The organism is Vibrio sp. F13 (assembly GCF_020806305.2).
Lineage (GTDB): Bacteria > Pseudomonadota > Gammaproteobacteria > Enterobacterales > Vibrionaceae > Vibrio > Vibrio crassostreae_C.
In genome coordinates this window covers 2,398,237-2,420,180 of record NZ_CP170175.1, presented here as the reverse complement: position 1 = coordinate 2,420,180, position 21,944 = coordinate 2,398,237, and the positions used below count along the sequence as shown (strand labels likewise).

Sequence of the window (21,944 nt, the reverse complement as noted above, 5' to 3'; positions counted from 1 at the left end):
TGTTATACCCATTACAGTTCGCCCCCTTGAACGGTCTGACGTCTTGAACCTCTTAACTCCGACACTCCACTATAATTTTCAATAACATTTCTAACGTCAGCATCAATCGGAACTTCATAGCTATTACTGCGATACACCTCCAAGTGCATCGTTTTTTCAGCAAGCGACACTCTTGCAATATCTACCGGATCAATCTCAATAATGACAACAGCTTGCCCGGTTTCCTCACCTGCGGATGCCGCCGGCTGAAACGTAGAATCGAGATTACCATCATCACCTTTGCTGCCACTCGACGTACCGAGCACCTTAGCTCGCTTAAGAAGCAAATTAGCATTAACACCATTAAAGCCAATACGTCTATCAAGGTCACCGGACAGATTTTCCACCGGCGAGCTTATTGATAACACATCAACATAAATTCCAGGTCTTATATAATCTAATATTAGGTTAGTACTGCTGACTAATAGTGGGTAAGGCTCTTTACCTTCTGATATAAGCAAATCAATATATCCAGGAGAACCTTTTTTATTTTGGTATTCGGGTAAAACCAAATCACCTTGGGATAAATTTCTATTAAGTAATGTGGCTGGAGAAAAATCTAAATTTACATCAGCCTTAATCCCTTCCCCAATGGCCAAACTCTTAAGAATTTGCTCTCTCTTAACCAAAGAAGCATCAATCGGTTTCCCCTTAACGAGTTGGATGTTTGCTCGCCAGACCTGAACGTATTCTTCAGTTTTTTCAACCGTAGGTTCACTCGTCTTATTTAGGTTCTGATATATTCCATAACCGCCGATTGCAACAGCTGCTACAGCAACAAACAGACTGAGACTTTTTTTCATACAAAACCTCCTGTTACAACATTTTTGAAAATGACCAGAGCAAAACCACTACAGATCGCAACGCCATATGGAATACCTTCATTCGTCGGTTTTAAAGTGCTTAATCCATCCCAAATATTGGAACCATATTTCCCACAAAAATGAAGTAGTAGATAAGTAACAGAAATAACTCCACCAATCAAAATCACCAATATAGTGGCTACAAACATATCGTTCGCTGGTATCGCTAAAGAGAAAGCCAAAATAAGCTTAACATCGCCCCCACCAATAAAATTTGCTAACCAAAAACTAATAAGAACGACACCTAAAACAAAAACAATCAATATCTTACTAAAATCTGAGGTCGTAAACCCTAAAGTAAAAGAAGCTATCGCAATAATTACGACATATAAATTAGGTATTTCTCTCTCCGTTATATCTTTAAAACATATTATCAAACTAAAGAAAATAAGAGTAATAAATGCGGATATATATAACATAATTTACTCTCATAAAAATTTACAAGTAACACTTTATCAAATGAAGTTATTAGCTACCTAATGTCAAATTTCGGTAATATTAGGTAGCTAATCAAACCTAAAATTAGTCGCCAAGGCTAAGATTTGTTCTAATAGTTGCAAACGACGTTTCCAAAGTGTCTACAAAACTAGTCGCATCTGTATAAAAAACTGCGATTAACATGGTTGCCATTGCAACAGCGATTAACCCATATTCAATCGCGGTAACGCCTTTTTCATCATTTTTAAGTTTATTCAAATAATTGAGCATATTTACGTAAAGTTTAGTAATCATGATGCCATCCTTTTTTCATGCTTCTAGTGCAAAGCAATTAGATCTTAGTAATCAGATCACTTTCTCACATTCGTTTACTATCGGTTTCCCCGATATCCAAACTAAAATTACACATGATTTTAAAGTGGTTATTTTTTTATATTATGTATCTAATTAATTTAAAGGGATTTAGCTTCTAAATTAATATTTATTTTTGAAAATTAAGTTCATTACACCCAAAGTGAAAGCGTGATCTAGATCACATTTTAATTTCAAATAGTGCCAACTCAGATTATTAGTATTAGCCTATTACTTACGGTGCAAAGTCTGCAGGAGGGAGATATGAGGCTCACTTTAGACAATTTAATCTCATTTCATACTGTTGCCTCTGAAGGTTCGTTCAGTTGTGCTGCGAGGAAACTAGGTAAATCGCAATCAACGATAAGTGGAGCGATAAAAAATCTAGAACAAGATTTAGGATATTTTCTTTTTGATAGAGGTGGTCACACCGTATCATTAACCGATAAAGGAAAAAAAATATATGCGCTAACCACACCAATAATAAGCAAACACAAAGAGTTAAGTAACATTGCTAAAAATCTATCAAATTCAAATTTAACAAAAATAAAAGTAGGCATTGACCTGCTAATGCTAAATTCAAATGTAAGAAATGCTCTTATTGAATTTTCTGAGGAGTTTCCAGAAGTTGAGATAAACGTTGTAACAAAACCAAGCTATATTTTAGGTGATTATATCAATCGTAAAAAAATTGATATCGCGATAGGAAACCCCTATCACAAAACCATCTATAACTTTAATATAGAAGAATTATTTTTAGTTAATTGCATTTGGGTGGCGAGTAAAGAAGTCGTTCAAAACTCAAAATTCAATTCACAAAACAATCGATTGTTATTGCTTGATGGATATAAAGATATTATTGATTATTCCATCATTTCAAGCCATAACATTTGGGTATTGGATGATATTAGTACTATCCTTGAACTCTGTAGCGCAGGGAAAGGGATAGCCCTTCTTCCTCAGCATATCATTGAAACCAAAACAGTAATGAACAAATTAATAAAAATACCCAGTGATACTCAATTGTTTGGTAAGCAAATATATGCGTCTATGATCTGGCCATTGCACAGTGAGTTTGGAAAATATCATCAGTGGATTCATAACAGACTAAGAAGTACCTATCACCTATGAAACATGAACAACAACTCTATTAAAATATGAAGTATCTCTGTCTTTCAGTTTCATTGATATTAATTAGTGTTAATAGTGAGATCTCAGCGAAAGTGACTCATATGAGAGATTCGATAAACTCTTATGAAGAACTGCAAGAAAATCAAAGATTGCAGCGAATTGTGGTTCCGAAAAGCAAGAGAATACACGAACTACGAGCTTCCAAAACCGATCCACCCGTACTTTTATCCCATAAAATCACTGACAGCGTCAGCGATAAATATACAATATATCAAACTCACATTGAGCGTTCTGCAACAAAGTGGAAAATTCCAGCATCATTAATCGTTGCTATGATACACGCTGAAAGTTTCTTTGATCCAAATGCTGTTTCCCACGCCTCTGCTATTGGATTAATGCAAATTCTTGTTAATGGTGGGGCAGCTGAAGTTTCACGTGAACTCTATGGCAATAGACCTATCAGAGCACAAGATCTCTTTATCCCTGAATTCAATATTGATGTAGGGACCGCTTATTTGCATCTCTTGGAGACGAAGTATCTCAACAACATTCGCTCCCCTAGCGCGAGAAGACTACTAGCAATTGCTTCCTATAACTGTGGCTTGTCTAATCTAATGAAATACTCCTTCGGTGATAAAGACATCAGTTCATTCTCCAAAAATATCAATAAGTTATCAGTTGATGAGTTATATACAATGCTAACAACACAATTACGTATTGCAGAAACAAGAACTTACGTAGCAAAAGTGTACAAACTAAACAAGCAATACCAAGCCTTGCTCAACTGATACATATATTCTTATATGGCGATGGCGATGGCGATCATTAAATTTCTAACCTAAAATTTGAATTGATAACAGCTCTGGTAATTGAATACAGTGTCAGGGTTGTTTCGATAATATCTTATAATAAACCGTGGACTTACACGTAGCGGATACCGAATCAAAAATAGCTGTAATTTCTTATCAATGTGGCTACAAGGATGTGTCGTATTTTTCAAGAATTTTTAAGAAAAGGACGGGCGTAACCCCTGCAAGCTACAGACGTGCCTGCACAGATAACAGAAAACGCTAATTTTACTCCCTAAAAGAAAAAATCATGGTACATTTAACATGATTTTAACAAAAATAACCAAAAATAACTTAGCGAAAAACATGGAGTTAGACAATGATTCAGCCTAACGAGTTTAGCCAAGAACAAGCAACAGCTCTCCCTACACCCAATGACATGATTTTAAAATGGGCAGAAGAACGCCCAGATGAAGTCTATTTGAAACAGATTATTAACCGCCAATTTGTCGAATTTACTTATAAAGAAGTAGCCGACAAAGCACTGAAATTGGCGTCAGCATTAGAAGGACTCGGAGCCCAACCAGGCGATCGAGTCGCTCTCGTATCAAAAAACTGTGCAGAGTGGTTCATCTGCGATCTTGCAATGATGTTAGGAGATTTTGTCAGCGTCCCAATCTTTCCAACAGCGGGTGCAGATACCATTCAGTACTGTATTGAGCATAGTGAAAGTAAAATTGTGATTGCGGGTAAGCTTGACGATCCTAAAGCCACTCAAAAAGTACTTGATGACAATCCGAGCTTGGTGAGTATTTCACTGCCATACGACAGCGCAGCGAAGTGCCAACACACTTTCGAGAAGCTCATTGAGACACATGAACCATCAACCAAACGCCCTCAGCATCACGACGATAAGCTGATGTCACTTGTTTATACATCGGGTACATCAGGGTTACCAAAAGGCGCAATGCTCACCTACGGCGCGTTTACTTGGTCTGTTCAAAGGTTGATTGACCATATTGGGATCCAACCTGGCGATCGCCTGTTTTCTTACCTACCGCTTGCTCATATTACAGAACGCGTTTACATCTTTGGTTCTTCAGTAATGGGGGGCGTGGTTACGGCTTTCCCTGAATCTTTAGACACCTTTATTGATGATGTGAAAATGCATCGCCCTACGCTGTTTATTTCAGTTCCTCGCTTATGGACTCTGTTCCAGCAGCGAATCCAAGACAAATTGCCACAGAAGAAACTGAACTTCTTACTGAAGATTCCGTTTATCAACAACATCATTAAGAAGAAACTTGCTGATGGCTTAGGGTTAGACCAAGCTCGCGTTCTTGGATGTGGTTCTGCCCCTGTATCACCTGCTCTACTCGCATGGTATGAGAGCGTTGGCCTGCACATTACCGAGGCATGGGGCATGACAGAGTCTTTCGCCTACAGCACGCTCAATTACCCATTCAGAGCCGATAAAATTGGTACGGTTGGTAATGCAGGTCCAGGGATCGAACTCAAAATAGCTGAAGATGAAGAGATTCTAGTTCGAGGCAAAGGCTTATTCTCTGGTTACTACAAGAATGATATTGCAACCCAAGAATCTTTTAACTCGGATGGTTGGCTTCATACCGGTGATATCGGTGATATCGATAGTGAAGGTTACCTAACGATTCGTGGGCGTAAGAAAGATACCTTTAAAACCGCTAAAGGTAAGTTTGTTGCCCCTGTACCAATCGAAAACAAACTGTTTGAGTACAGCCGCGTAGAAATGATGTGTTTGATAGGTCTAGGCCTACCAGGACCAATCCTACTTGTGGTACCGCATGACTTCCCTAATTTCGATAGAGCTCGCTATGAGAAAACGACAAAGCGCGTTATCGAGAAAATGAACGAGCAGCTCGGTTCACATGAGAAGATCAAAGGTGTATTGATGATTAAGGAACCATGGAGCATTGAGAATGGCGTGTTAACCCCGACTCTCAAAATCAAGCGACATATCCTTGAGCAGAAATACCATGAAGTTGGTCATAACTGGCCGAAAGATAAATTGGTGGTTTGGGAAGAATAATTAAAATCGAGAGGGAGCCATTATGGCTCCTTTTTTGGCAGCAAAGTACGCTCAACCTTAGATTAGCCAGTCCCTCCCCTAACACTCCCACTCACTCCCACTCACTCCCAAAACGATTTTTTCAGTTCCTTATCAACTTGTTCCTGTGTAATCCCTACATCTCTCAACAAATACTCTGGTAGCTCAGACAGCTGCTTTCTGGTTCTACGATTTTGAAAGTACATGCCTAATTTAGAATAGAATTTCTTAATTGATAATGATGACAAAAATGAATGGTTGGTATTTGCGGTTGCTGTGATCGTATCCATAACCTTTCTCCTGTTGATCTCTCGCTTTGTTATGGTCAATAATCGACCAATAGAGCAACATCGACAAACGATAGATACTGGCATTCAGTTAAGGAAAACTAATGTGAGAGAGCGCACCCCACCTTTCCAAGGGATATACTATTTTTATACTGCGGCTGAAACAGGCAGTTTTAAGCTTGCAGCAGAAAAGCTATTTGTCACGGCTGCAGCAGTCAGCCAACAAATTCGCCAACTTGAAGAATGGTTAGGCGCAGACCTGTTTATTCGTCAGCACCGAAAAATAGTACTCACTCATGAAGGTGAAGTGCTTTACCTGCAAGCTAAGAAAGGCTTTGCTCATATTCAAGATGGAGTAAGACGAATAAACCAAGACCCCAACCCCACTCAATTGTCGATTTCGACCGTGCCCTCTTTTGCACAACATTGGTTAGTACCTAGAATTGGCGACTTCCGCGACTGTCATCCAGATTTATCGATGTTAATAGAACCGACCAACAAACTGGTTACCTTTGAAGACTCGGCTGTCGATGTCTGTGTTCGATATGGTCATGGTAACTACCCAAACATTGAATCACGTTGGTTGATGGACGAAGTGGTTTACCCTGTCTGCCATCCTATCTATCAAGACAAATATGGAATCTATGACATCAGCGATCTGCATAAAGCAGAGTTAATTGAAGACCGTTGGCCTGATATGGATTGGAATCTATGGTTAGACGTTGCTGGGGCGAAGGCAGGACGTTCATCATTGCAATTTGACGGCTCACATTTTGTTTTAGAGGGTGCATTATCCGTTCAGGGCGTTGCCTTGGTTAAGCACAGCTTGGTGTATCGCTATTTGCAGGAAAAGAAACTCGTCCGAATCGGTAATATCGCGCTGAAGCCTAAATACAATTACTTTTTATGCGCGCCTCCAGGTTACTTCCATCGAGAAAAGATAAAACGCTTCGAAGAATGGATGCAGACTCAAGTTAAATTGTTTGGTGATACAGGTAGAGAAGAGCTTTCGATTATCCACACCGATTACGAACTCAAATGGTCGGATAATTCATAAAGCGAAACTGGTATACTTAGCTCAAATAAATGGCGAGAACATCTCATGACACAAGACAATAATCCACTTCACGGTATCACTCTACAGAAGCTACTGACTGAATTAGTTGAACATTACGGTTGGGAAGAGTTGAGTTACATGGTGAACATCAACTGCTTTAAAAAAGACCCGAGCATTAAATCGAGCTTAAAATTTTTGCGTAAAACAGATTGGGCTCGTACCAAGGTAGAGCAGATTTACATCGACTTAAAGCGTTAATCTCTCCCTACTTTATCTGTCCCGTGTTGATTAAATACGGGACAACCCCTGTGTCTACTTTTTAGGGGCCATATCAATATCACATCTCGCATCTCGCATCTCGCATCTCGCATCTCGCATCTCGCATCTCGCATCTCGCATCTCGCAGTATGTTACAAGCAATAAAAAGCCCCGCAAGCTTTCACTTGCGGGGCTTTTTTAGCTAATTGAGAAAAGGGCTAATTACTTACCAGCTTCTTTTTCTGCTTTAACTTTTGCAATCACTTCGTCAGCAACGTTAGTTGGACATGGTGCGTATTGTGCGAATTCCATAGAGAATTGGCCACGACCAGAAGTGATAGTACGTAGGTGACCGATGTAGCCGAACATCTCAGAAAGAGGTACGTCAGCTTTAATACGAACACCAGTAACGCCAGCTTGTTGATCTTTGATCATGCCACGACGACGGTTAAGGTCACCGATAACATCACCAACGTGATCGTCTGGAGTGAACACGTCAACGTTCATGATTGGCTCAAGAAGTTGCGCGCCAGCTTTAGGCATAGATTGACGGAATGCGCCTTTCGCTGCGATTTCAAATGCGATAGCAGATGAATCGACTGCGTGGAAACCACCATCGAAAAGTTCAACTTCAACGTCTAGAGTTGGGAAGCCAGCTAGTACGCCGTTTTCCATCATAGATGCGAAGCCTTTCTCAACTGCAGGCCAGAATTCTTTAGGAACGTTACCGCCCACAACTACAGAGTTGAACTTGAAGCCAGAACCTGCTTCGCCTGGTTTGATACGGTAATCGATCTTACCGAATTGACCAGAACCACCAGATTGCTTCTTGTGCGTGTAGCTATCTTCAATTGCTTGAGTGATAGTTTCACGGTAAGCAACTTGAGGAGCACCTACAGTTAGGTCAACGCCGTATGTACGCTTAAGGATATCTACCTTGATGTCTAGGTGAAGTTCACCCATACCTTTCAGGATAGTTTCGCCAGTCTCTTCGTCAGTCTCAACTTGGAAAGATGGATCTTCTGCAACCATTTTACCGATAGCGATACCCATTTTCTCAGAACCGCCTTTATCTTTTGGAGATACAGCGATTGAGATTACTGGAGTTGGGAATACCATTGGCTCAAGCGTTACTTGGTGCTTAGGATCACATAGAGTGTGACCAGTTTGCACGTTCTTCATACCAACGATCGCAATGATGTCACCAGCTTGTGCGCTAGTTAGTTCGTTACGGTCATCAGCTTGCATCTCAACCATACGGCCAACACGTTCAGTCTTGCCAGTGAATGAGTTAAGAATCGTGTCACCTTTGTTCAGTTTACCAGAGTAAATACGAACGAAAGTTAGAGCACCGAAGCGGTCATCCATGATTTTGAATGCAAGCGCTTTGAAAGTCTCATCTGTAGAAACGATAGCGTGTTCGCCAGTTTCTTCACCGTTCTCATCCATTAGAGGCTGAGGGTCAACTTCAGTTGGTGCTGGTAGGTAATCTACTACAGCATCAAGGATAAGTTGCATACCTTTGTTCTTGAACGCAGAACCACAGAACGTTGGGAAGAATGCGATATCACGAGTACCTTTACGGATACAACGCTTAACGTCTTCAATAGAAGGCTCTTCACCTTCCATGTAAGCTTCCATTAGGTCATCGTCTTGCTCTACAGCAGTTTCGATTAGCTCTTCACGGTATTGCTCAACGTCATCAACCATGTCCGCTGGAACATCTTTGATTTCGTAGTTTTCAGGAAGACCAGTGTCATCCCAAACGTATGCTTTACGGCTTAGTAGGTCTACAACACCAACGAACTCGTCTTCACGGCCGATTGGTAGAACCATTACTAGAGGAGTTGCACCTAGAACGTTTTTAACTTGGTCAACAACGTTGTAGAAGTCTGCACCCATACGGTCTAGTTTGTTAACGAAGATCAGACGAGATACTTCTGATTCGTTAGCGTAGCGCCAGTTAGTTTCTGATTGAGGTTCAACACCACCAGAACCACAGAATACACCGATACCGCCATCAAGAACTTTAAGAGAACGGTATACTTCAACTGTGAAGTCAACGTGTCCAGGAGTATCGATAACGTTTAGACGGTGATCGTTCCAAAAACAGCTTACAGCTGCTGATTGGATAGTAATACCGCGCTCAGCTTCCTGTTCCATGAAGTCAGTCGTTGATTCGCCATCATGTACTTCACCAGTCTTGTGGATTTGACCAGTTAGCTTAAGGATACGCTCAGTGGTAGTTGTTTTACCCGCATCAACGTGCGCGAAAATACCAATGTTTCTGTATTTCGATAAATCTGCCATTGTCTTACTCTGTTAATAGGATATAAAATGCGCGCAGAGTATATCACAATCTGTGAAGACTGATAGCTTTGCATGCATTTGGGACTAAAAAACTTTGCCTTTTTCTAACATATAGAAAAAGGCACTCAGTAGTAACAATCTAAATGATTGTTAATTATAGTGCTAACCTAAAGCCTAATCGGCGTTAAGGTTAGGCTGAATTGCTGCTGTATAGAGTAGCTGAAGTGAGTTCAATTACAACTCATCAAAAGCATTAATTGCTTCCGATAATTTTTTCACACCGTGGATCTGCATTCCTGGAATGCCACCTTTAGGCATGTTAGCCGCCGGTACAATCGCTTTCTTAAAGCCGTGTTTAAATGCTTCATTTAAACGCTCTTGTCCGCTCGGTACAGGTCGAATCTCACCCGCTAGGCCTACTTCTCCAAATACCACCACATCTTTTGGTAATGCGCGGTCTCTGAAACTAGAAAGTAGAGCCATCACCAACGCAAGATCAGCACTGGTTTCGGTTACTTTAACACCACCGACGACATTCACAAACACATCTTGGTCAGCCATTTGTAAGCCGCCGTGTTTATGCAGCACCGCTAATAACAAAGAAAGCCTGTTTTGCTCTAGGCCGACAGCGACGCGACGTGGGTTAGCCAGCTGTGAATAATCCACCAGCGCTTGGATTTCGACAAGAAGTGGACGCGTCCCTTCCCACACCACCATGACAGAACTGCCCGAGGTTTCTTCTTCACCACGAGACAAGAAGATAGCGGATGGGTTGCTGACTTCTTTTAGCCCTTGGCCTGTCATCGCAAACACACCCAGTTCATTCACTGCACCAAAACGGTTTTTGTGGCTGCGTAGCGTTCTAAAACGGCTATCGGTTCCGCCATCTAATAAAACAGAACAGTCAATAATGTGCTCAAGTACTTTTGGCCCTGCTAAGGTGCCGTCTTTAGTTACGTGTCCAACTAAGAACACAGCAACGTTATTCTGTTTTGCGTAGCGCGTTAATGCGGTTGCCGATTCACGAACCTGTGCAACACTGCCCGGAGAAGATTGAACATCCGCAACGTGCATAACTTGGATCGAGTCGATAACCATGATCTTAGGTTGTTCTTTTTCTGCAACCTGACAAATCTTATCCACGTTCGTTTCTGAGAGCATCTTTAGGTGCTCTTTTGGCAATCCAAGTCGAGACGCACGCATCGCGACTTGTTGCAGAGATTCTTCCCCGGTTACATAGAGAGTCGGTAATTGAGAAGAAAGCTGACACATGGTTTGTAATAGCAGCGTTGATTTACCGGCACCCGGGTTACCACCAATCAGGATCGCAGCACCCGGTACGACACCACCACCAAGTACGCGGTCTAGCTCTTTAAAGCCACTACTAAAGCGTGGTACTTCTTGTAGATTAATTTCAGATAATGTCTGAACGCTCGATTCTGTTACTGCACCTGCATAACCAGATAATCTTTCATTGCGCGCTACTTGAGGTGAAGCGGCTAACCTAACTTCTGTAATCGTGTTCCAAGCACCACATGCGTTGCACTGCCCCTGCCAACGTGGAAAGTCAGCACCACAGTCATTACACACATAAGCTCGTTTTGCCTTAGCCATAAAACCTCAATAATTTACTCAGTTACACAATGATGTTGTCAATTTGTGACTTATTTGACCGTACGGGTGAAAATAAACGTTGCAGTCATACCACTTATACTTAAAGATCGATTTAAACTAGTCGATAACATAAATGCACCGTCCATTCTAACAAGAAAAGTATGCAGCAATCTGAAATTCTATCTGTAGCAGAACGTCTTATCCCGGCCTACCACGCCGAAGATTTCGAATTCCTTCTTTCTCAAATGACAGAAGGCGAATCTCCGTCTCTAAAACTGCTGGTTAAAATGGAACTGAATCGTATCATGGCTCCGTGTACAAAGAGCATTGATTTACGCGGGCGTATTGATAATGAGTGTCGTCAGTTCACTCTCGATGGCCGTAAGCACTGGCTCGATGATATCGCTTTAAACGCATATCAACGTGGTACGAAAAAGTTTAAAGGTTACACAGAAGGCGCATGGGAGTTAGTAATGACTCCGCGAACTCAGCCTCTGAGCGTTGTTAAAACATCTTCTCAAGGTAACCACGACATTACTAGCGCCAATAGCCCGTACGAAGCGGAAGCTATTAACCTAGGTTACGACTTAAAACGCCAAGAGAACAGACTCAAGATTAGCTCGCAGGTCGAGATCACCACATCGAAAGGGCAAAGCCTACATGGTGTAACGGTTGATATCTCCCCGTCGGGTGCAAAGTTCAAAGTACCGAGCGCCTTTCGATACAACCTCGGCGAGATCATCAGCGTTAAGTTCTCAGAGCTTATCGAAAAGTCCCAAGAAAACGATGTTAACCAAGCGGTTGAATTTCGTGTTTTGGGTATCGACGAATCTTATGAGAACAACGCGGTCAAATTTCTAAGAACCATCAAGGTAAGCGACAACAATATTGTGGCTCGCTTACTCGATGAGTCTTTAAATAGCACCAGTAAGAAAACCAGCCATGAGAATCAAGATAGGATTATTCGAACTCGTACTCGAGGAATCGAACATACCTATCTAAAGCATACTTGTAACCTACCCCTGTTTTTCAGCGGCAGCGAACTAAAGCTTGCCCTACTGACGGATAACAACCATCCATTATGGCAATATTGGCACGACGAACGAAATCAACAAGCGCTGGGTACCCTGTTCAACGAGCAACGTATGAACCTGTTGGCGAAACCAGGAGTGAAGGGAACCAGTAACGTTATCTACTCTTTTACCCATGAACACCAAAACAAGACCTTGTTCTATTCAATGATGCTGCCTGAAGCCTCTCGTGAACAAAGACAGCTGTTCTGGCACATCGGTGGCAAACGTAAAAGTTGGAAGGCGTTCAAGTTCTCGGTTTTCGAACTTTCAGACACTGAGCGACAAGCATTAGCTAAACACTCGGATACGCTGGCTCAAAGCTCAGCTCAACTGACGCATTGCGGAATCTTGCAAGAGATTGGCGATCACGAAAGTGCGGCGGACTATCTTCTGAGTGAAAAGCCACGCATTCCAAGCAGTGAATTGAACCGCTTCCGTCACCCGCGTACTGTCGTCGGCAATATTCAAAGCATCTACTTTGACTCTCAGACTCGTCGTAAAGAGCCGAGATACCAATTTAAGTCACCGTTGCAACTTACATCACAAGATGGCACAGCGGCGAACGGACACACCTTAGATATTTCGAAGCGTGGACTGAGCATTAGCCTTGAACACCCAATGGTACTCAAGATTAATGATCCGGTATTAGTGAACTTCAATGAACTGCAGCTCTATGACAAGAACCTGCCACTGAGCACAGTGCCTTACCACGTAATTCGAGTGAGTCCGAATGGTCGCAACGTGCAGTTGGTTATTGCCGAGAACGCCAAGACAATGCGTACCATCGCTTTCCTTAATGGGCTTATCGATCAAAACCAAAGTAAGCTGATTAAGAAGCAAGAGATACTGCCAACACATTCGCTACTCGAATCACTGCACAACATTTTGTTGAGCAAGATGGTCAGTAACCCAATATTCATTGATAAACCAAGCTCAACACTGCGCTGTAAGATAATTGGTGTGAATTTCCCATTGAATAAGCATCTAGCCTTGCTCGCAAAGCTTGGACACAATCAAAAGTTCTCACTCGAACCTATTTTCAAAGGGCACTCTAACTCGCTACTGGCTGAGCCACTAAAAAGGATTGAAGGGGCAGAACCTAAACACCATGACGTCTACATTGCTGCGGTTAAGTTTGGTGACAAGATCCAATCCGTACATACGAAACTGGTCAAAGATTTCACGTCTGCAAAAGAGCGAATCTTATTCATTAAGAAGGCACAGCACTTAGGTGACGTATACGTATTGCGAGTCACGACAGCTCCCATCTTTAATCCACTCACCAGTTTATTCCAATCGGATTTAGAAGAACTTGCACGAATCAGCATGCACCAGGCGAAGAAATTAGAAAATGAGGTCACCGCTTTTATCGGTTATGGTGAGATAGAAGATATTACCGATGAAGTGCTGATTCGATTGGAGCTAACACGCTAGCCTCGAGTGGCGTATTAACTTAAGCATGAAAATTGAAAAAGCAGGCTGATAGCCTGCTTTTTTTGTGTCTGAGCCACTATTGCTAAATAAGATACATAGCCAATAGCACTTAGGTAGAGCCCCTAAGGTTTCGCTTGCCAGCTGATCTTCTGTTGCTTAGCCAATACACCCGACAAGATACACAGCACACCGCCTAAACCTGCGTAACGAACAGCAGTTTGAGCTTGCTGCTCTACTTTTGGTTTTGCGTGGTAGGCAATGCCTAAACCTGCAGAGCCCATCATCACCAAGTCATTGGCACCATCACCAACGGCAACGGTATTATGTAGTTCCAATTCGTACTCTTCAGCCAACTCTACCAAGATATCCGCTTTGGTCTGCGCCGAAACAACATCGCCTAAGACTTCACCCGTCAACTTACCGTTGACGATCTCAAGCGTGTTTGATTGAGCATGGTCTAGATCAAGGGTATCTTTCAGGTAATCAGAGAAGTAAGTAAAACCGCCTGATGCAATCGCCGTTTTCCAGCCAAGCTTATTTAGAGTATTCACCAGCCCGACCAAGTCTGGCATGAATGGCAATGACTGACGCACTTGCTCAAATATCGATTCATCCGCACCTTTCAGTGCTCCTACTCGCTGGCGTAGGCTCTGTTCAAAGTCGAGCTCGCCTTGCATTGCTCGTTCTGTGATTTCAGAGACTAACTCTCCCACTCCAGCTAGCTTGGCAATCTCATCGATGCATTCAATTTGAATCGCTGTGGAATCCATATCCATCACGATCAAACCTGGCTTAGATAAGTCTGGGACCTCGCTAAGGCAAGCATAATCAAGCTTTAGCGCTTGGAGGATTTCTTCGTGTGCTGGCGTTAGATTGCCTGACATCAAAGCCACTTCATAATGCCCAACCTTCCACGTATCGAGGATGGTGTTGTAAGTGCCAGTGAAAAAGTCGATGTCATCGAAAGATTGTGGAGATAGGTACTCACCAAACACAATCCAATTGGCCTTGGATTTAGCGAGTTGAGAAGCGAAACGAGTCTCGGGGAGTCGAGTTAATAATGTCGTATGCCTTTTTATCGGCAGATATTTCTGAGCGTCCATGTGTATGATTCCTAATTAACTATGCTAAACGTTAACCTATTGCAATTTGAAAACGCAAGTCTCAATATGTCTTAATCATAACATTTGTTTATTTCAGGCTTCGTGAAACATGAATGAATCATTGTTCTCAATACGTAACGCTTTACGAATGCTAGCCCTCATTTTGTTGGCTACCATGTTCGTTGTAACGATTAAAAATACGGTCGTGATCAGTAAAGGTAACGAGAAGATCCAAGCAAAACAGTTGGAAACTCTTACCAAGCTGCTTATCTCTCAGGCATCACTTTCAGCCAGCAAGATGATCACGCAACAAGACCAAGAGCGATTGCTTGATCTGACTAACCAGCTATCTCAAGACCGACTGGTGTTCGATACCACCATCTATGATGCAGAGGGTATCCGACTGGCTTCGAGCGAAAAAGCCCTCTCGGTACGTGAGGTTCTTGGCTTAGATACACCACTTTCAACAGCAAGTATCGGCAGACAACAGTTAGTTGAACCTATTTATTCTCCAGAGAAAACGATCATCGGCTTTATTCGAGTGACTTTTGAAACCGGTAAGATGACGGCGATTTCTGATCACCACTACCGCAAAAGTGATCGCTACATGATCGGTATGGTGTTGATGGGGTTTGTGAGTGGCGTGTTGTTCATCATGCTGATTCGCAGAAGACCAACTAAGTCTGGTGAGAACTTACTATTGAAAAATGTAAGCTCATAAACACACTAGGCTGACAATAAATACTAGACTCAGAATAAATACAGCAATCCAATAAAAAGCCCCGACGCTCAGGCAGCAACGGGGCTTTTTGTTATCTGTTAACTTATCAAGCTAAGACAAATCAAGATTATTCTTGGTCGCCAAGCAGTACAGAGTCTAGTGCGATAACCATCATGTCGTTGAAAGTCGTTTGACGTTCATCTGATGTCGTTTGCTCACCAGTCTTAATGTGGTCAGAAACAGTACAAATCGTTAGAGCTTTTGCGCCGTATTCAGCACACACACCATAGATGCCAGCCGCTTCCATCTCTACGCCAACAATGCCGTATTTGTCCATTACTTCGAACATCTCTGGATCTGGCGTGTAGAACAGCTCAGCCGAGAACAGGTTACCGACTTTTACGCCGACACCGAGAGCTTTGGCTGCATCTTCTGCCGCGCGCACCATTTTGTAATCCGCAATAGCCGCAAAGTCATGATCTTTAAAGCGAATACGGTTCACTTTAGAGTCAGTACATGCGCCCATGCCGATCACCACATCACGCACTTTGATATCTTCGCTCACTGCACCACAACTACCTACACGAATGATCTTCTTCACACCAAAGTCTTTGATCAGCTCAGTCGCGTAAATAGAACAAGATGGAATGCCCATACCGTGTCCCATTACCGAAACCTTACGACCTTTGTAAGTACCGGTGTAACCAAACATGTTGCGAACGTCGCACACTTGAACCACTTCTTCTAAGAAGGTTTCAGCGATGTATTTAGCACGTAGCGGGTCACCTGGCATTAAAACTACGTCAGCGAAATCACCCATTTCAGCATTAATATGTGGAGTAGCCATTGAAAATATCCTTAATCTCAAAACAAAAAAAGAAGAGAGAGGTTTCCCTCTCTCTTCGTTAACTATTATAGAAAGCTTGTACCGTGTCCCATTGGCGATGTACCAAAGTATGACGCTAAGCTTTGACCGATATCAGCAAATGTATCGCGACGGCCTAAAGAACCGGCTGGAACCTTCTGACCGTAAACAATCACAGGGATGTGCTCACGAGTATGGTCTGTACCTGGCCATGTCGGATCACAACCGTGGTCAGCAGTTAAGATAAGCACATCGTCTTCTTTCATCATATCGATGATTTCATTGATGCGACCATCGAAGTACTCAAGTGCCGCTGCGTAACCAGCAACATCACGGCGGTGGCCGTAAGCTGAGTCAAAATCAACGAAGTTAGTGAACACGATAGTGTTGTCGCCCGCTTCATTGATCGCATCTTTGGTTGCTTCAAATAGCGCAGGGATACCTGTTGCTTTGGTTTTCTGAGTGATGCCACAACCCGCGTAGATATCAGAGATCTTGCCGATTGAGTGAACGTTACCGCCCTTCTCATCAACCAACTTCTGAAGAATGGTGGCTGCAGGTGGCTCAACAGAAAGATCACGACGGTTACCAGTACGTTCGAATTGACCTTTACCTGGGCCAATGAACGGACGAGCGATAACACGACCAATGTTGTAGTCTTCTAGCTCTTCACGAGCAATCTGACAAAGGTCTAATAGGTTTTGCAGGCCGAATGTCTCTTCGTGACAAGCGATCTGGAAAACAGAATCTGCAGAAGTATAGAAGATAGGCAAGCCAGTCTTCATATGCTCTTCACCTAGGTTATCTAGGATTTCCGTACCAGATGAGTGGCAGTTACCCAAGAAACCAGACAGGCCTGCACGCTCAAGGATGCGGTCAGTCAGTTCTTTTGGGAAGCTGTTCTCTTTGTCGGTGAAGTAGCCCCAGTCAAACAGTACAGGAACACCTGCGATTTCCCAGTGACCTGATGGCGTGTCTTTACCAGAAGACAGCTCAGCAGCGTGACCGTAAGCGCCAATGATCTCAGCGTCTGCATCCATACCAGGAGCAAAACTACCCGTAGACTCTTTGTGAGCCATCGCTAGACCTAGCTTAGACAGGTTTGGCAGTGCCAGTGAACCTTTACGATCTGCATTGTCGGCAAGACCTTGGTCACAATGATCTGCGATGTGACCCATAGTGTCAGAACCTACATCACCGAATTTATCTGCATCCGCTGTTTCACCGATACCGAATGAATCTAAAACTAAAATAAATGCTCTTTTCATTTTCTTCACCAACTTATTGCTCTTTGCACCAGAACTCTGTTTATCGGCATACACGAGGTATGCCGATACCTGTTATTTACACGTCTTCAGAACGAATCTGACGGTAAACGTCTGGCGTTGCTGTATATTCTCCGCCCACTGTGATTGCATTTTGTAATGCTGTTGCAGCTTCTTGCCACTGTTGTTCGTTGCGAGCATGAATCATTGCTAATGGTTTATCTTCACTTGCTACTTCGCCAAGACGAATGAAGTGATCAAAACCGACTGCGTAATCAATGCTGTCCGTTGCTACGCGACGACCGCCGCCCATACCAACCACAGCCATACCAATTGCACGAGTATCCATTGCTGATACCACACCGCTTTCTAGCGCGTACACTGGTTTAATAATTTCTGCTTTTTCTAGGTAGTTATCGTAGTTCGTTACGAAATCAGCTGGACCACCAAGGCCCGCTACCATTTTACCGAAGCACTCTGCTGCCTTACCGTTATCCAGTACTGCCATCAGTTTTTCGCGCGCTTCGTCTGAGTCTTTAGCTAGGTTACCGAGCACCAGCATTTCAGCACACGATGCTAGAGTGATCTCTAACAAACGAGGGTTACGGTATTCACCCGTTAGGAACTGAACCGCTTCACGAACTTCTACTGCGTTACCCGCTGAAGAAGCCAGCACTTGGTTCATGTCCGTTAGGATTGCTGTTGTTTTAGTACCCGCACCGTTTGCTACTGCAACGATAGATTTCGCTAGCTCTTCAGATGCTTCGTAAGTCGGCATGAATGCGCCTGAACCTACTTTTACATCCATCACTAGAGAATCAAGGCCCGCAGCCAGTTTCTTAGATAGGATTGAAGCCGTGATCAGCGAGATGTTATCGACTGTTGCTGTGATATCACGAGTTGCGTAAACACGCTTGTCAGCAGGAGCTAGATCGCCTGTTTGACCGATGATAGCCACGCCAGCATCTTTCGTTACTTCACCGAACACATCGTTGGTTGGTGTAATGTTGTAACCCGGAATAGATTCCAGCTTGTCTAGCGTACCGCCAGTGTGGCCTAAACCACGACCAGAGATCATTGGAACGAAACCGCCACATGCTGCCACCATTGGGCCAAGCATCAGAGAAGTAACGTCGCCAACACCACCAGTAGAGTGTTTATCAACGATTGGGCCATCAAAGTTCATGTGGCTCCAGTCAATCACCATGCCTGAATCACGCATTGCACACGTTAGTGCGATACGTTCTGGCATCGTCATTTCATTAAAAAAGATAGCCATTGCGAATGCGGCAATTTGGCCTTCAGAAACCGTGTTCTTAGCCACACCTTGAATGAAGAAGTTAATTTCTTCAGCTGTTAGGACTTCACCGTCACGTTTTCTGCGAATAATTTCTTGAGGTAGATACATTAGTGCCTCCCAAACTCTAGTGAGTATGGTTTGTAGGGAAAAGAGGTAATATGGAGTGGCTTGACGCCACTCCATCAAACAGACTTATTATGTTCAATACTCTAAATATTTGGCGTTGCAGTTAGGCGACCAGTGAGTTCATTCCTATGAGCATAGAGGCTCTATGTGATTAGGAGGAACTTATGCAGTCAACAACGCTGCGGTGTCAAATATGACGAGTAAATTAGTATGCTGCTGGATCAGCAGTCTGGTCTGTCACTTCTAATGTATTAAGAAGGTTAGTTAGTAGGCTTGAAGCACCAAAACGGTAGTGCATGTTGTCTGCCCACTCAGCGCCTAGTAGCTCATCAGCCATTGCTAGGTATAGTGCTGCATCTTCAGCAGTACGTACGCCACCAGCTGGTTTGAAACCAACTGTTTTAGCAACACCCATGTCACGAATAACTTCAAGCATCATGCGCGCGTACTCTGGAGTCGCGTTTACTGGCACTTTACCTGTTGAAGTTTTGATGAAGTCTGCACCTGCTTCGATACAGATTTGAGAAGCTTTCTTGATTAGTGCTTCTTCTTTCAGTTCACCTGTTTCGATGATCACTTTAAGCGTGATGTCACCACAAGCTGCTTTACACTGTTTAACTAGCTCAAAGCCAACTTCTTCGTTGCCAGCAATAAGAGCACGGTATGGGAATACTACGTCAACTTCGTCTGCGCCGTACGCTACCGCTGCTTTTGTTTCTGCAACAGCAATTTCGATGTCGTCATTACCATGAGGGAAGTTAGTTACAGTCGCAATGCGTACTTCTGGAGTACCTTGCTCACGCAACGCTTTCTTAGCTGCTGGGATAAAGCGAGGGTAAATACAGATTGCAGCGGTGTTGCCTACTGCAGTCTTCGCGTCATGACAAAGCGCCACTACTTTTTCAGTAGTATCGTCGTCATTTAGCGTAGTTAGGTCCATAAGTTTAAGTGCACGTAGAGCTGCTGCTTTTAAATCGCTCATTTCTATCTCCGATCAATATATTCAAATAGTTAACTACTTCGCCCTCCATCCAGTATAGATGGATATTTTAGTAATGCTCAGTAGCCACAAATGAACGGACTTGGTTCCCTGAAGACTTGATAACTTTCGCTACCAATTGCAATCCTTGTCACCGCACAGTACCAGTTTGGTCTATGGCACAACAAATCAGTCATGTTGTGTCTAACATCTATAGCGTATCGCTAATTTTGGCTTAATCCCAGAAGAATAACGTTCGAGTTGATTTCGAGGTTACTTTCTTGCCAACAGAGACATCCTATCCCTTTAGCTTATACATTATAGGTATCCATCAATAAATTGTAGTGCTCCTTAGAACGCAAACGGTTTGTATCTCAAAAAAACATTCTAGACCCTACATCTAATCTAAGCATAAGCGCGTGCATATACTAAAAACGGCAGGCCTAAAAACAAAAAAGCCCCGCAGCAATTTCTTGCTACGGGGCGATATTATTATGGCGTCTATATATCGATTTCTAACTAATTAGAAAGACAGGAAGAAGCCAGCAATTGTTGCTGCCATCAGGTTAGATAGAGTACCAGCAATTACCGCTTTAACACCCATACGTGCGATGTCGTGGCGACGGCTTGGTGCAATACCACCTAGACCACCTAGAAGAATCGCAATTGAAGAAAGGTTTGCGAAACCACATAGTGCGAATGCGATGATAGCTTGAGTCTTCTCAGACATCACTTGACCAGTTGCTGCAACAACTTGAGCGTTTTCACCAACGTATGGTACGAAGTTTAGGTATGCAACGAATTCGTTAACAACTGTCTTCTGACCAATGAAAGAACCAGCGATAGTTGCTTCTTCCCATGGAACACCAATGATGAATGCTAGCGGTGCGAAGATCCAACCTAGAAGAAGTTCTAGAGTTAGGTTTTCCATACCGAACCAACCACCGATGCCACCTAGGATACCGTTGATTAGAGCAATTAGACCGATGAATGCTAGTAGCATTGCACCAACGTTAAGTGCTAGTTGTAGACCAACTGATGCGCCACCTGCTGCTGCGTCGATAACGTTAGCTGGTTTGTCATCGCCACCGTCCATTTCGTCAGCGATGTTGTCGTCTGGCGTATCTGTTTCAGGCTTGATGATTTTAGCGAATAGTAGACCACCTGGTGCTGCCATGAATGATGCTGCTACAAGGTACTCTAGAGGTACACCCATAGATGCGTAACCCGCTAGTACACCACCAGCTACAGAAGCCAAACCACCACACATTACTGCGAATAGTTCAGAGTTAGTCATTTTAGGAACAAATGGACGAACAACTAGAGGTGCTTCAGTTTGACCAACGAAGATGTTTGCTGCTGCAGACATAGACTCGGCGCGAGAAGTACCTAGAGCTTTCTGAAGACCACCACCAAGAACTTTGATTACAATTTGCATAACACCAATGTAGTAAAGTACAGAGATAAGTGCAGAGAAGAAAATCAGAGTTGGTAGTACTTGGAAAGCAAAGATGAAACCGATACCGTCAACTGAGAAGTTAACTAGGCTGCCGAATAGGAAACCAGTACCGTCTTTACCGTAGTCGATCACGTTTGCTACACCAGCAGAGAAACCTGCAAGTAGATCACGACCCCAAGGGATGTAAAGTACGAATGCACCAAGTGCGAATTGGATAGCGAAAGCGCCACCCACTGTTCTTAGATTAATAGCTTTGCGGTTGTCAGATAGTAGTACTGCGATTGCGATCAGTGCAACCATTCCGACTAGGCTCATAAACAGGCTCATAGTTTATGACTTCCTTATTAGTTATTTATTGGCGTGTTACAAAATGGGGCTATAAAGCGGAGGCAATTAT

The 21,944-nt window shown here is 43.1% G+C and carries 19 protein-coding genes and 1 pseudogene; 8 read left to right on the top strand and 12 right to left on the bottom strand.

Going from position 1 to position 21,944, the window contains the following annotated elements; genetic code table 11:
- Positions 1 to 11: 11 nt before the first annotated feature.
- From LMH68_RS11250 to LMH68_RS11240, 3 genes are all read right to left on the bottom strand, one after another.
- A complete protein-coding gene (locus LMH68_RS11250) occupies positions 12 to 842 on the bottom strand; it encodes a hypothetical protein (RefSeq protein ID WP_017060821.1) in 831 nt (276 codons plus the stop codon).
- Positions 839 to 1,321: a prepilin peptidase gene (locus LMH68_RS11245; RefSeq protein WP_102428930.1), complete on the bottom strand. Its 483-nt coding sequence runs from the start codon at positions 1,319 to 1,321 to the stop codon at positions 839 to 841. The genes LMH68_RS11250 and LMH68_RS11245 overlap by 4 nt, the downstream gene beginning before the upstream one ends.
- A 103-nt stretch (positions 1,322 to 1,424) precedes the next feature.
- Positions 1,425 to 1,634, bottom strand: a complete 210-nt coding sequence (locus tag LMH68_RS11240) for a Flp family type IVb pilin (protein WP_229647657.1) — start codon at positions 1,632 to 1,634, stop codon at positions 1,425 to 1,427.
- A 321-nt stretch (positions 1,635 to 1,955) separates the two neighbouring features.
- Here LMH68_RS11240 and LMH68_RS11235 point away from each other — a divergent pair, with 321 nt between their 5' ends.
- The 4 genes and pseudogenes from LMH68_RS11235 (at position 1,956) to LMH68_RS11220 (ending at position 5,678) form a co-directional block, all read left to right on the top strand.
- Positions 1,956 to 2,822 carry a LysR family transcriptional regulator gene (locus LMH68_RS11235; RefSeq protein WP_229647656.1) on the top strand — a complete coding sequence of 289 codons (867 nt, stop codon included), beginning with the start codon at positions 1,956 to 1,958 and terminating at the stop codon, positions 2,820 to 2,822.
- Positions 2,823 to 2,923: 101 nt separating this feature from the next.
- Entirely contained in the window at positions 2,924 to 3,610 is a 687-nt protein-coding gene (locus LMH68_RS11230) for a transglycosylase SLT domain-containing protein (protein WP_229647655.1), read from the top strand.
- Positions 3,611 to 3,752: 142 nt separating this feature from the next.
- Positions 3,753 to 3,896: pseudogene (locus tag LMH68_RS11225) on the top strand (helix-turn-helix domain-containing protein); the annotation flags it as partial.
- Between the two features lie 93 nt (positions 3,897 to 3,989).
- Positions 3,990 to 5,678 carry an AMP-binding protein gene (locus LMH68_RS11220; RefSeq protein WP_017067893.1) on the top strand — a complete coding sequence of 563 codons (1,689 nt, stop codon included), beginning with the start codon at positions 3,990 to 3,992 and terminating at the stop codon, positions 5,676 to 5,678.
- A 101-nt stretch (positions 5,679 to 5,779) separates the two neighbouring features.
- Here LMH68_RS11220 and LMH68_RS11215 read toward each other — a convergent pair whose 3' ends face one another.
- On the bottom strand, positions 5,780 to 5,986 hold the full coding sequence (locus LMH68_RS11215) for a DUF1127 domain-containing protein (protein ID WP_102393184.1): 207 nt from the start codon (positions 5,984 to 5,986) through the stop codon (positions 5,780 to 5,782).
- Positions 5,987 to 6,089: 103 nt separating this feature from the next.
- On the opposite strand from LMH68_RS11215, the gene LMH68_RS11210 reads away from it, so the two are divergent.
- Both LMH68_RS11210 and LMH68_RS11205 read left to right on the top strand, forming a co-directional pair.
- The gene (locus tag LMH68_RS11210) at positions 6,090 to 7,040 is read left to right on the top strand and encodes a LysR substrate-binding domain-containing protein (RefSeq protein ID WP_229647654.1); all 951 of its coding nucleotides are present in this window, start codon (positions 6,090 to 6,092) and stop codon (positions 7,038 to 7,040) included.
- A 45-nt stretch (positions 7,041 to 7,085) separates the two neighbouring features.
- Positions 7,086 to 7,298 carry a VF530 family DNA-binding protein gene (locus tag LMH68_RS11205; protein WP_012604684.1) on the top strand — a complete coding sequence of 71 codons (213 nt, stop codon included), beginning with the start codon at positions 7,086 to 7,088 and terminating at the stop codon, positions 7,296 to 7,298.
- Between the two features lie 222 nt (positions 7,299 to 7,520).
- Here the strand turns inward: LMH68_RS11205 and fusA are convergent, their stop codons facing one another.
- Both fusA and radA read right to left on the bottom strand, forming a co-directional pair.
- The gene (fusA, locus tag LMH68_RS11200) at positions 7,521 to 9,608 is read right to left on the bottom strand and encodes an elongation factor G (RefSeq protein WP_017058825.1); all 2,088 of its coding nucleotides are present in this window, start codon (positions 9,606 to 9,608) and stop codon (positions 7,521 to 7,523) included.
- 234 nt (positions 9,609 to 9,842) lie between these two features.
- The gene (gene radA / locus LMH68_RS11195; protein WP_017058826.1) at positions 9,843 to 11,222 is read right to left on the bottom strand and encodes a DNA repair protein RadA; all 1,380 of its coding nucleotides are present in this window, start codon (positions 11,220 to 11,222) and stop codon (positions 9,843 to 9,845) included.
- 161 nt (positions 11,223 to 11,383) lie between these two features.
- Here radA and LMH68_RS11190 point away from each other — a divergent pair, with 161 nt between their 5' ends.
- The gene (locus LMH68_RS11190) at positions 11,384 to 13,729 is read left to right on the top strand and encodes a PilZ domain-containing protein (protein ID WP_229647653.1); all 2,346 of its coding nucleotides are present in this window, start codon (positions 11,384 to 11,386) and stop codon (positions 13,727 to 13,729) included.
- Between the two features lie 122 nt (positions 13,730 to 13,851).
- On the opposite strand, the gene serB is transcribed toward LMH68_RS11190, so the two are convergent.
- Complete coding sequence (serB, locus tag LMH68_RS11185; protein ID WP_229647652.1) at positions 13,852 to 14,832, bottom strand: phosphoserine phosphatase; 981 nt, start codon at positions 14,830 to 14,832, stop codon at positions 13,852 to 13,854.
- A gap of 109 nt (positions 14,833 to 14,941) precedes the next feature.
- On the opposite strand from serB, the gene LMH68_RS11180 reads away from it, so the two are divergent.
- Positions 14,942 to 15,553, top strand: coding sequence for a YtjB family periplasmic protein (locus LMH68_RS11180; RefSeq protein WP_076655999.1), 612 nt, complete (start codon positions 14,942 to 14,944; stop codon positions 15,551 to 15,553).
- A gap of 127 nt (positions 15,554 to 15,680) precedes the next feature.
- Here LMH68_RS11180 and deoD read toward each other — a convergent pair whose 3' ends face one another.
- The 5 genes from deoD to LMH68_RS11155 all read right to left on the bottom strand — a co-directional run bounded on the left by deoD (position 15,681) and on the right by LMH68_RS11155 (position 21,874).
- Positions 15,681 to 16,400 (bottom strand): purine-nucleoside phosphorylase, encoded by a 720-nt coding sequence (deoD, locus tag LMH68_RS11175; RefSeq protein ID WP_017063285.1) that lies wholly within the window; start codon positions 16,398 to 16,400, stop codon positions 15,681 to 15,683.
- A gap of 65 nt (positions 16,401 to 16,465) precedes the next feature.
- Positions 16,466 to 17,686 carry a phosphopentomutase gene (locus LMH68_RS11170; RefSeq protein ID WP_229647651.1) on the bottom strand — a complete coding sequence of 407 codons (1,221 nt, stop codon included), beginning with the start codon at positions 17,684 to 17,686 and terminating at the stop codon, positions 16,466 to 16,468.
- 76 nt (positions 17,687 to 17,762) lie between these two features.
- Complete coding sequence (gene deoA, locus LMH68_RS11165) at positions 17,763 to 19,091, bottom strand: thymidine phosphorylase (RefSeq protein WP_229647650.1); 1,329 nt, start codon at positions 19,089 to 19,091, stop codon at positions 17,763 to 17,765.
- Positions 19,092 to 19,314: 223 nt separating this feature from the next.
- Positions 19,315 to 20,091, bottom strand: a complete 777-nt coding sequence (deoC, locus tag LMH68_RS11160) for a deoxyribose-phosphate aldolase (RefSeq protein ID WP_010436196.1) — start codon at positions 20,089 to 20,091, stop codon at positions 19,315 to 19,317.
- A 520-nt stretch (positions 20,092 to 20,611) separates the two neighbouring features.
- Entirely contained in the window at positions 20,612 to 21,874 is a 1,263-nt protein-coding gene (locus LMH68_RS11155; RefSeq protein ID WP_017058833.1) for a NupC/NupG family nucleoside CNT transporter, read from the bottom strand.
- Positions 21,875 to 21,944: the final 70 nt, after the last annotated feature.

Excerpts from the sequence above, each read along its gene's own strand:
- LMH68_RS11155 (WP_017058833.1), bottom strand. The coding sequence starts at position 21,874 with ATGAGCCTGTTTATGAGCCTAGTCGGAATGGTTGCACTGATCGCAATC.
- fusA (WP_017058825.1), bottom strand. The coding sequence starts at position 9,608 with ATGGCAGATTTATCGAAATACAGAAACATTGGTATTTTCGCGCACGTT.
- LMH68_RS11235 (WP_229647656.1), top strand. The coding sequence starts at position 1,956 with ATGAGGCTCACTTTAGACAATTTAATCTCATTTCATACTGTTGCCTCT.
- deoD (WP_017063285.1), bottom strand. The coding sequence starts at position 16,400 with ATGGCTACTCCACATATTAATGCTGAAATGGGTGATTTCGCTGACGTA.
- LMH68_RS11170 (WP_229647651.1), bottom strand. The coding sequence starts at position 17,686 with ATGAAAAGAGCATTTATTTTAGTTTTAGATTCATTCGGTATCGGTGAA.
- LMH68_RS11215 (WP_102393184.1), bottom strand. The coding sequence starts at position 5,986 with ATGGATACGATCACAGCAACCGCAAATACCAACCATTCATTTTTGTCA.
- serB (WP_229647652.1), bottom strand. The coding sequence starts at position 14,832 with ATGGACGCTCAGAAATATCTGCCGATAAAAAGGCATACGACATTATTA.
- deoA (WP_229647650.1), bottom strand. The coding sequence starts at position 19,091 with ATGTATCTACCTCAAGAAATTATTCGCAGAAAACGTGACGGTGAAGTC.
- radA (WP_017058826.1), bottom strand. The coding sequence starts at position 11,222 with ATGGCTAAGGCAAAACGAGCTTATGTGTGTAATGACTGTGGTGCTGAC.
- LMH68_RS11205 (WP_012604684.1), top strand. The coding sequence starts at position 7,086 with ATGACACAAGACAATAATCCACTTCACGGTATCACTCTACAGAAGCTA.
- LMH68_RS11180 (WP_076655999.1), top strand. The coding sequence starts at position 14,942 with ATGAATGAATCATTGTTCTCAATACGTAACGCTTTACGAATGCTAGCC.
- LMH68_RS11250 (WP_017060821.1), bottom strand. The coding sequence starts at position 842 with ATGAAAAAAAGTCTCAGTCTGTTTGTTGCTGTAGCAGCTGTTGCAATC.
- LMH68_RS11190 (WP_229647653.1), top strand. The coding sequence starts at position 11,384 with ATGCAGCAATCTGAAATTCTATCTGTAGCAGAACGTCTTATCCCGGCC.
- LMH68_RS11240 (WP_229647657.1), bottom strand. The coding sequence starts at position 1,634 with ATGATTACTAAACTTTACGTAAATATGCTCAATTATTTGAATAAACTT.
- LMH68_RS11220 (WP_017067893.1), top strand. The coding sequence starts at position 3,990 with ATGATTCAGCCTAACGAGTTTAGCCAAGAACAAGCAACAGCTCTCCCT.
- LMH68_RS11245 (WP_102428930.1), bottom strand. The coding sequence starts at position 1,321 with ATGTTATATATATCCGCATTTATTACTCTTATTTTCTTTAGTTTGATA.
- LMH68_RS11230 (WP_229647655.1), top strand. The coding sequence starts at position 2,924 with ATGAGAGATTCGATAAACTCTTATGAAGAACTGCAAGAAAATCAAAGA.
- deoC (WP_010436196.1), bottom strand. The coding sequence starts at position 20,091 with ATGAGCGATTTAAAAGCAGCAGCTCTACGTGCACTTAAACTTATGGAC.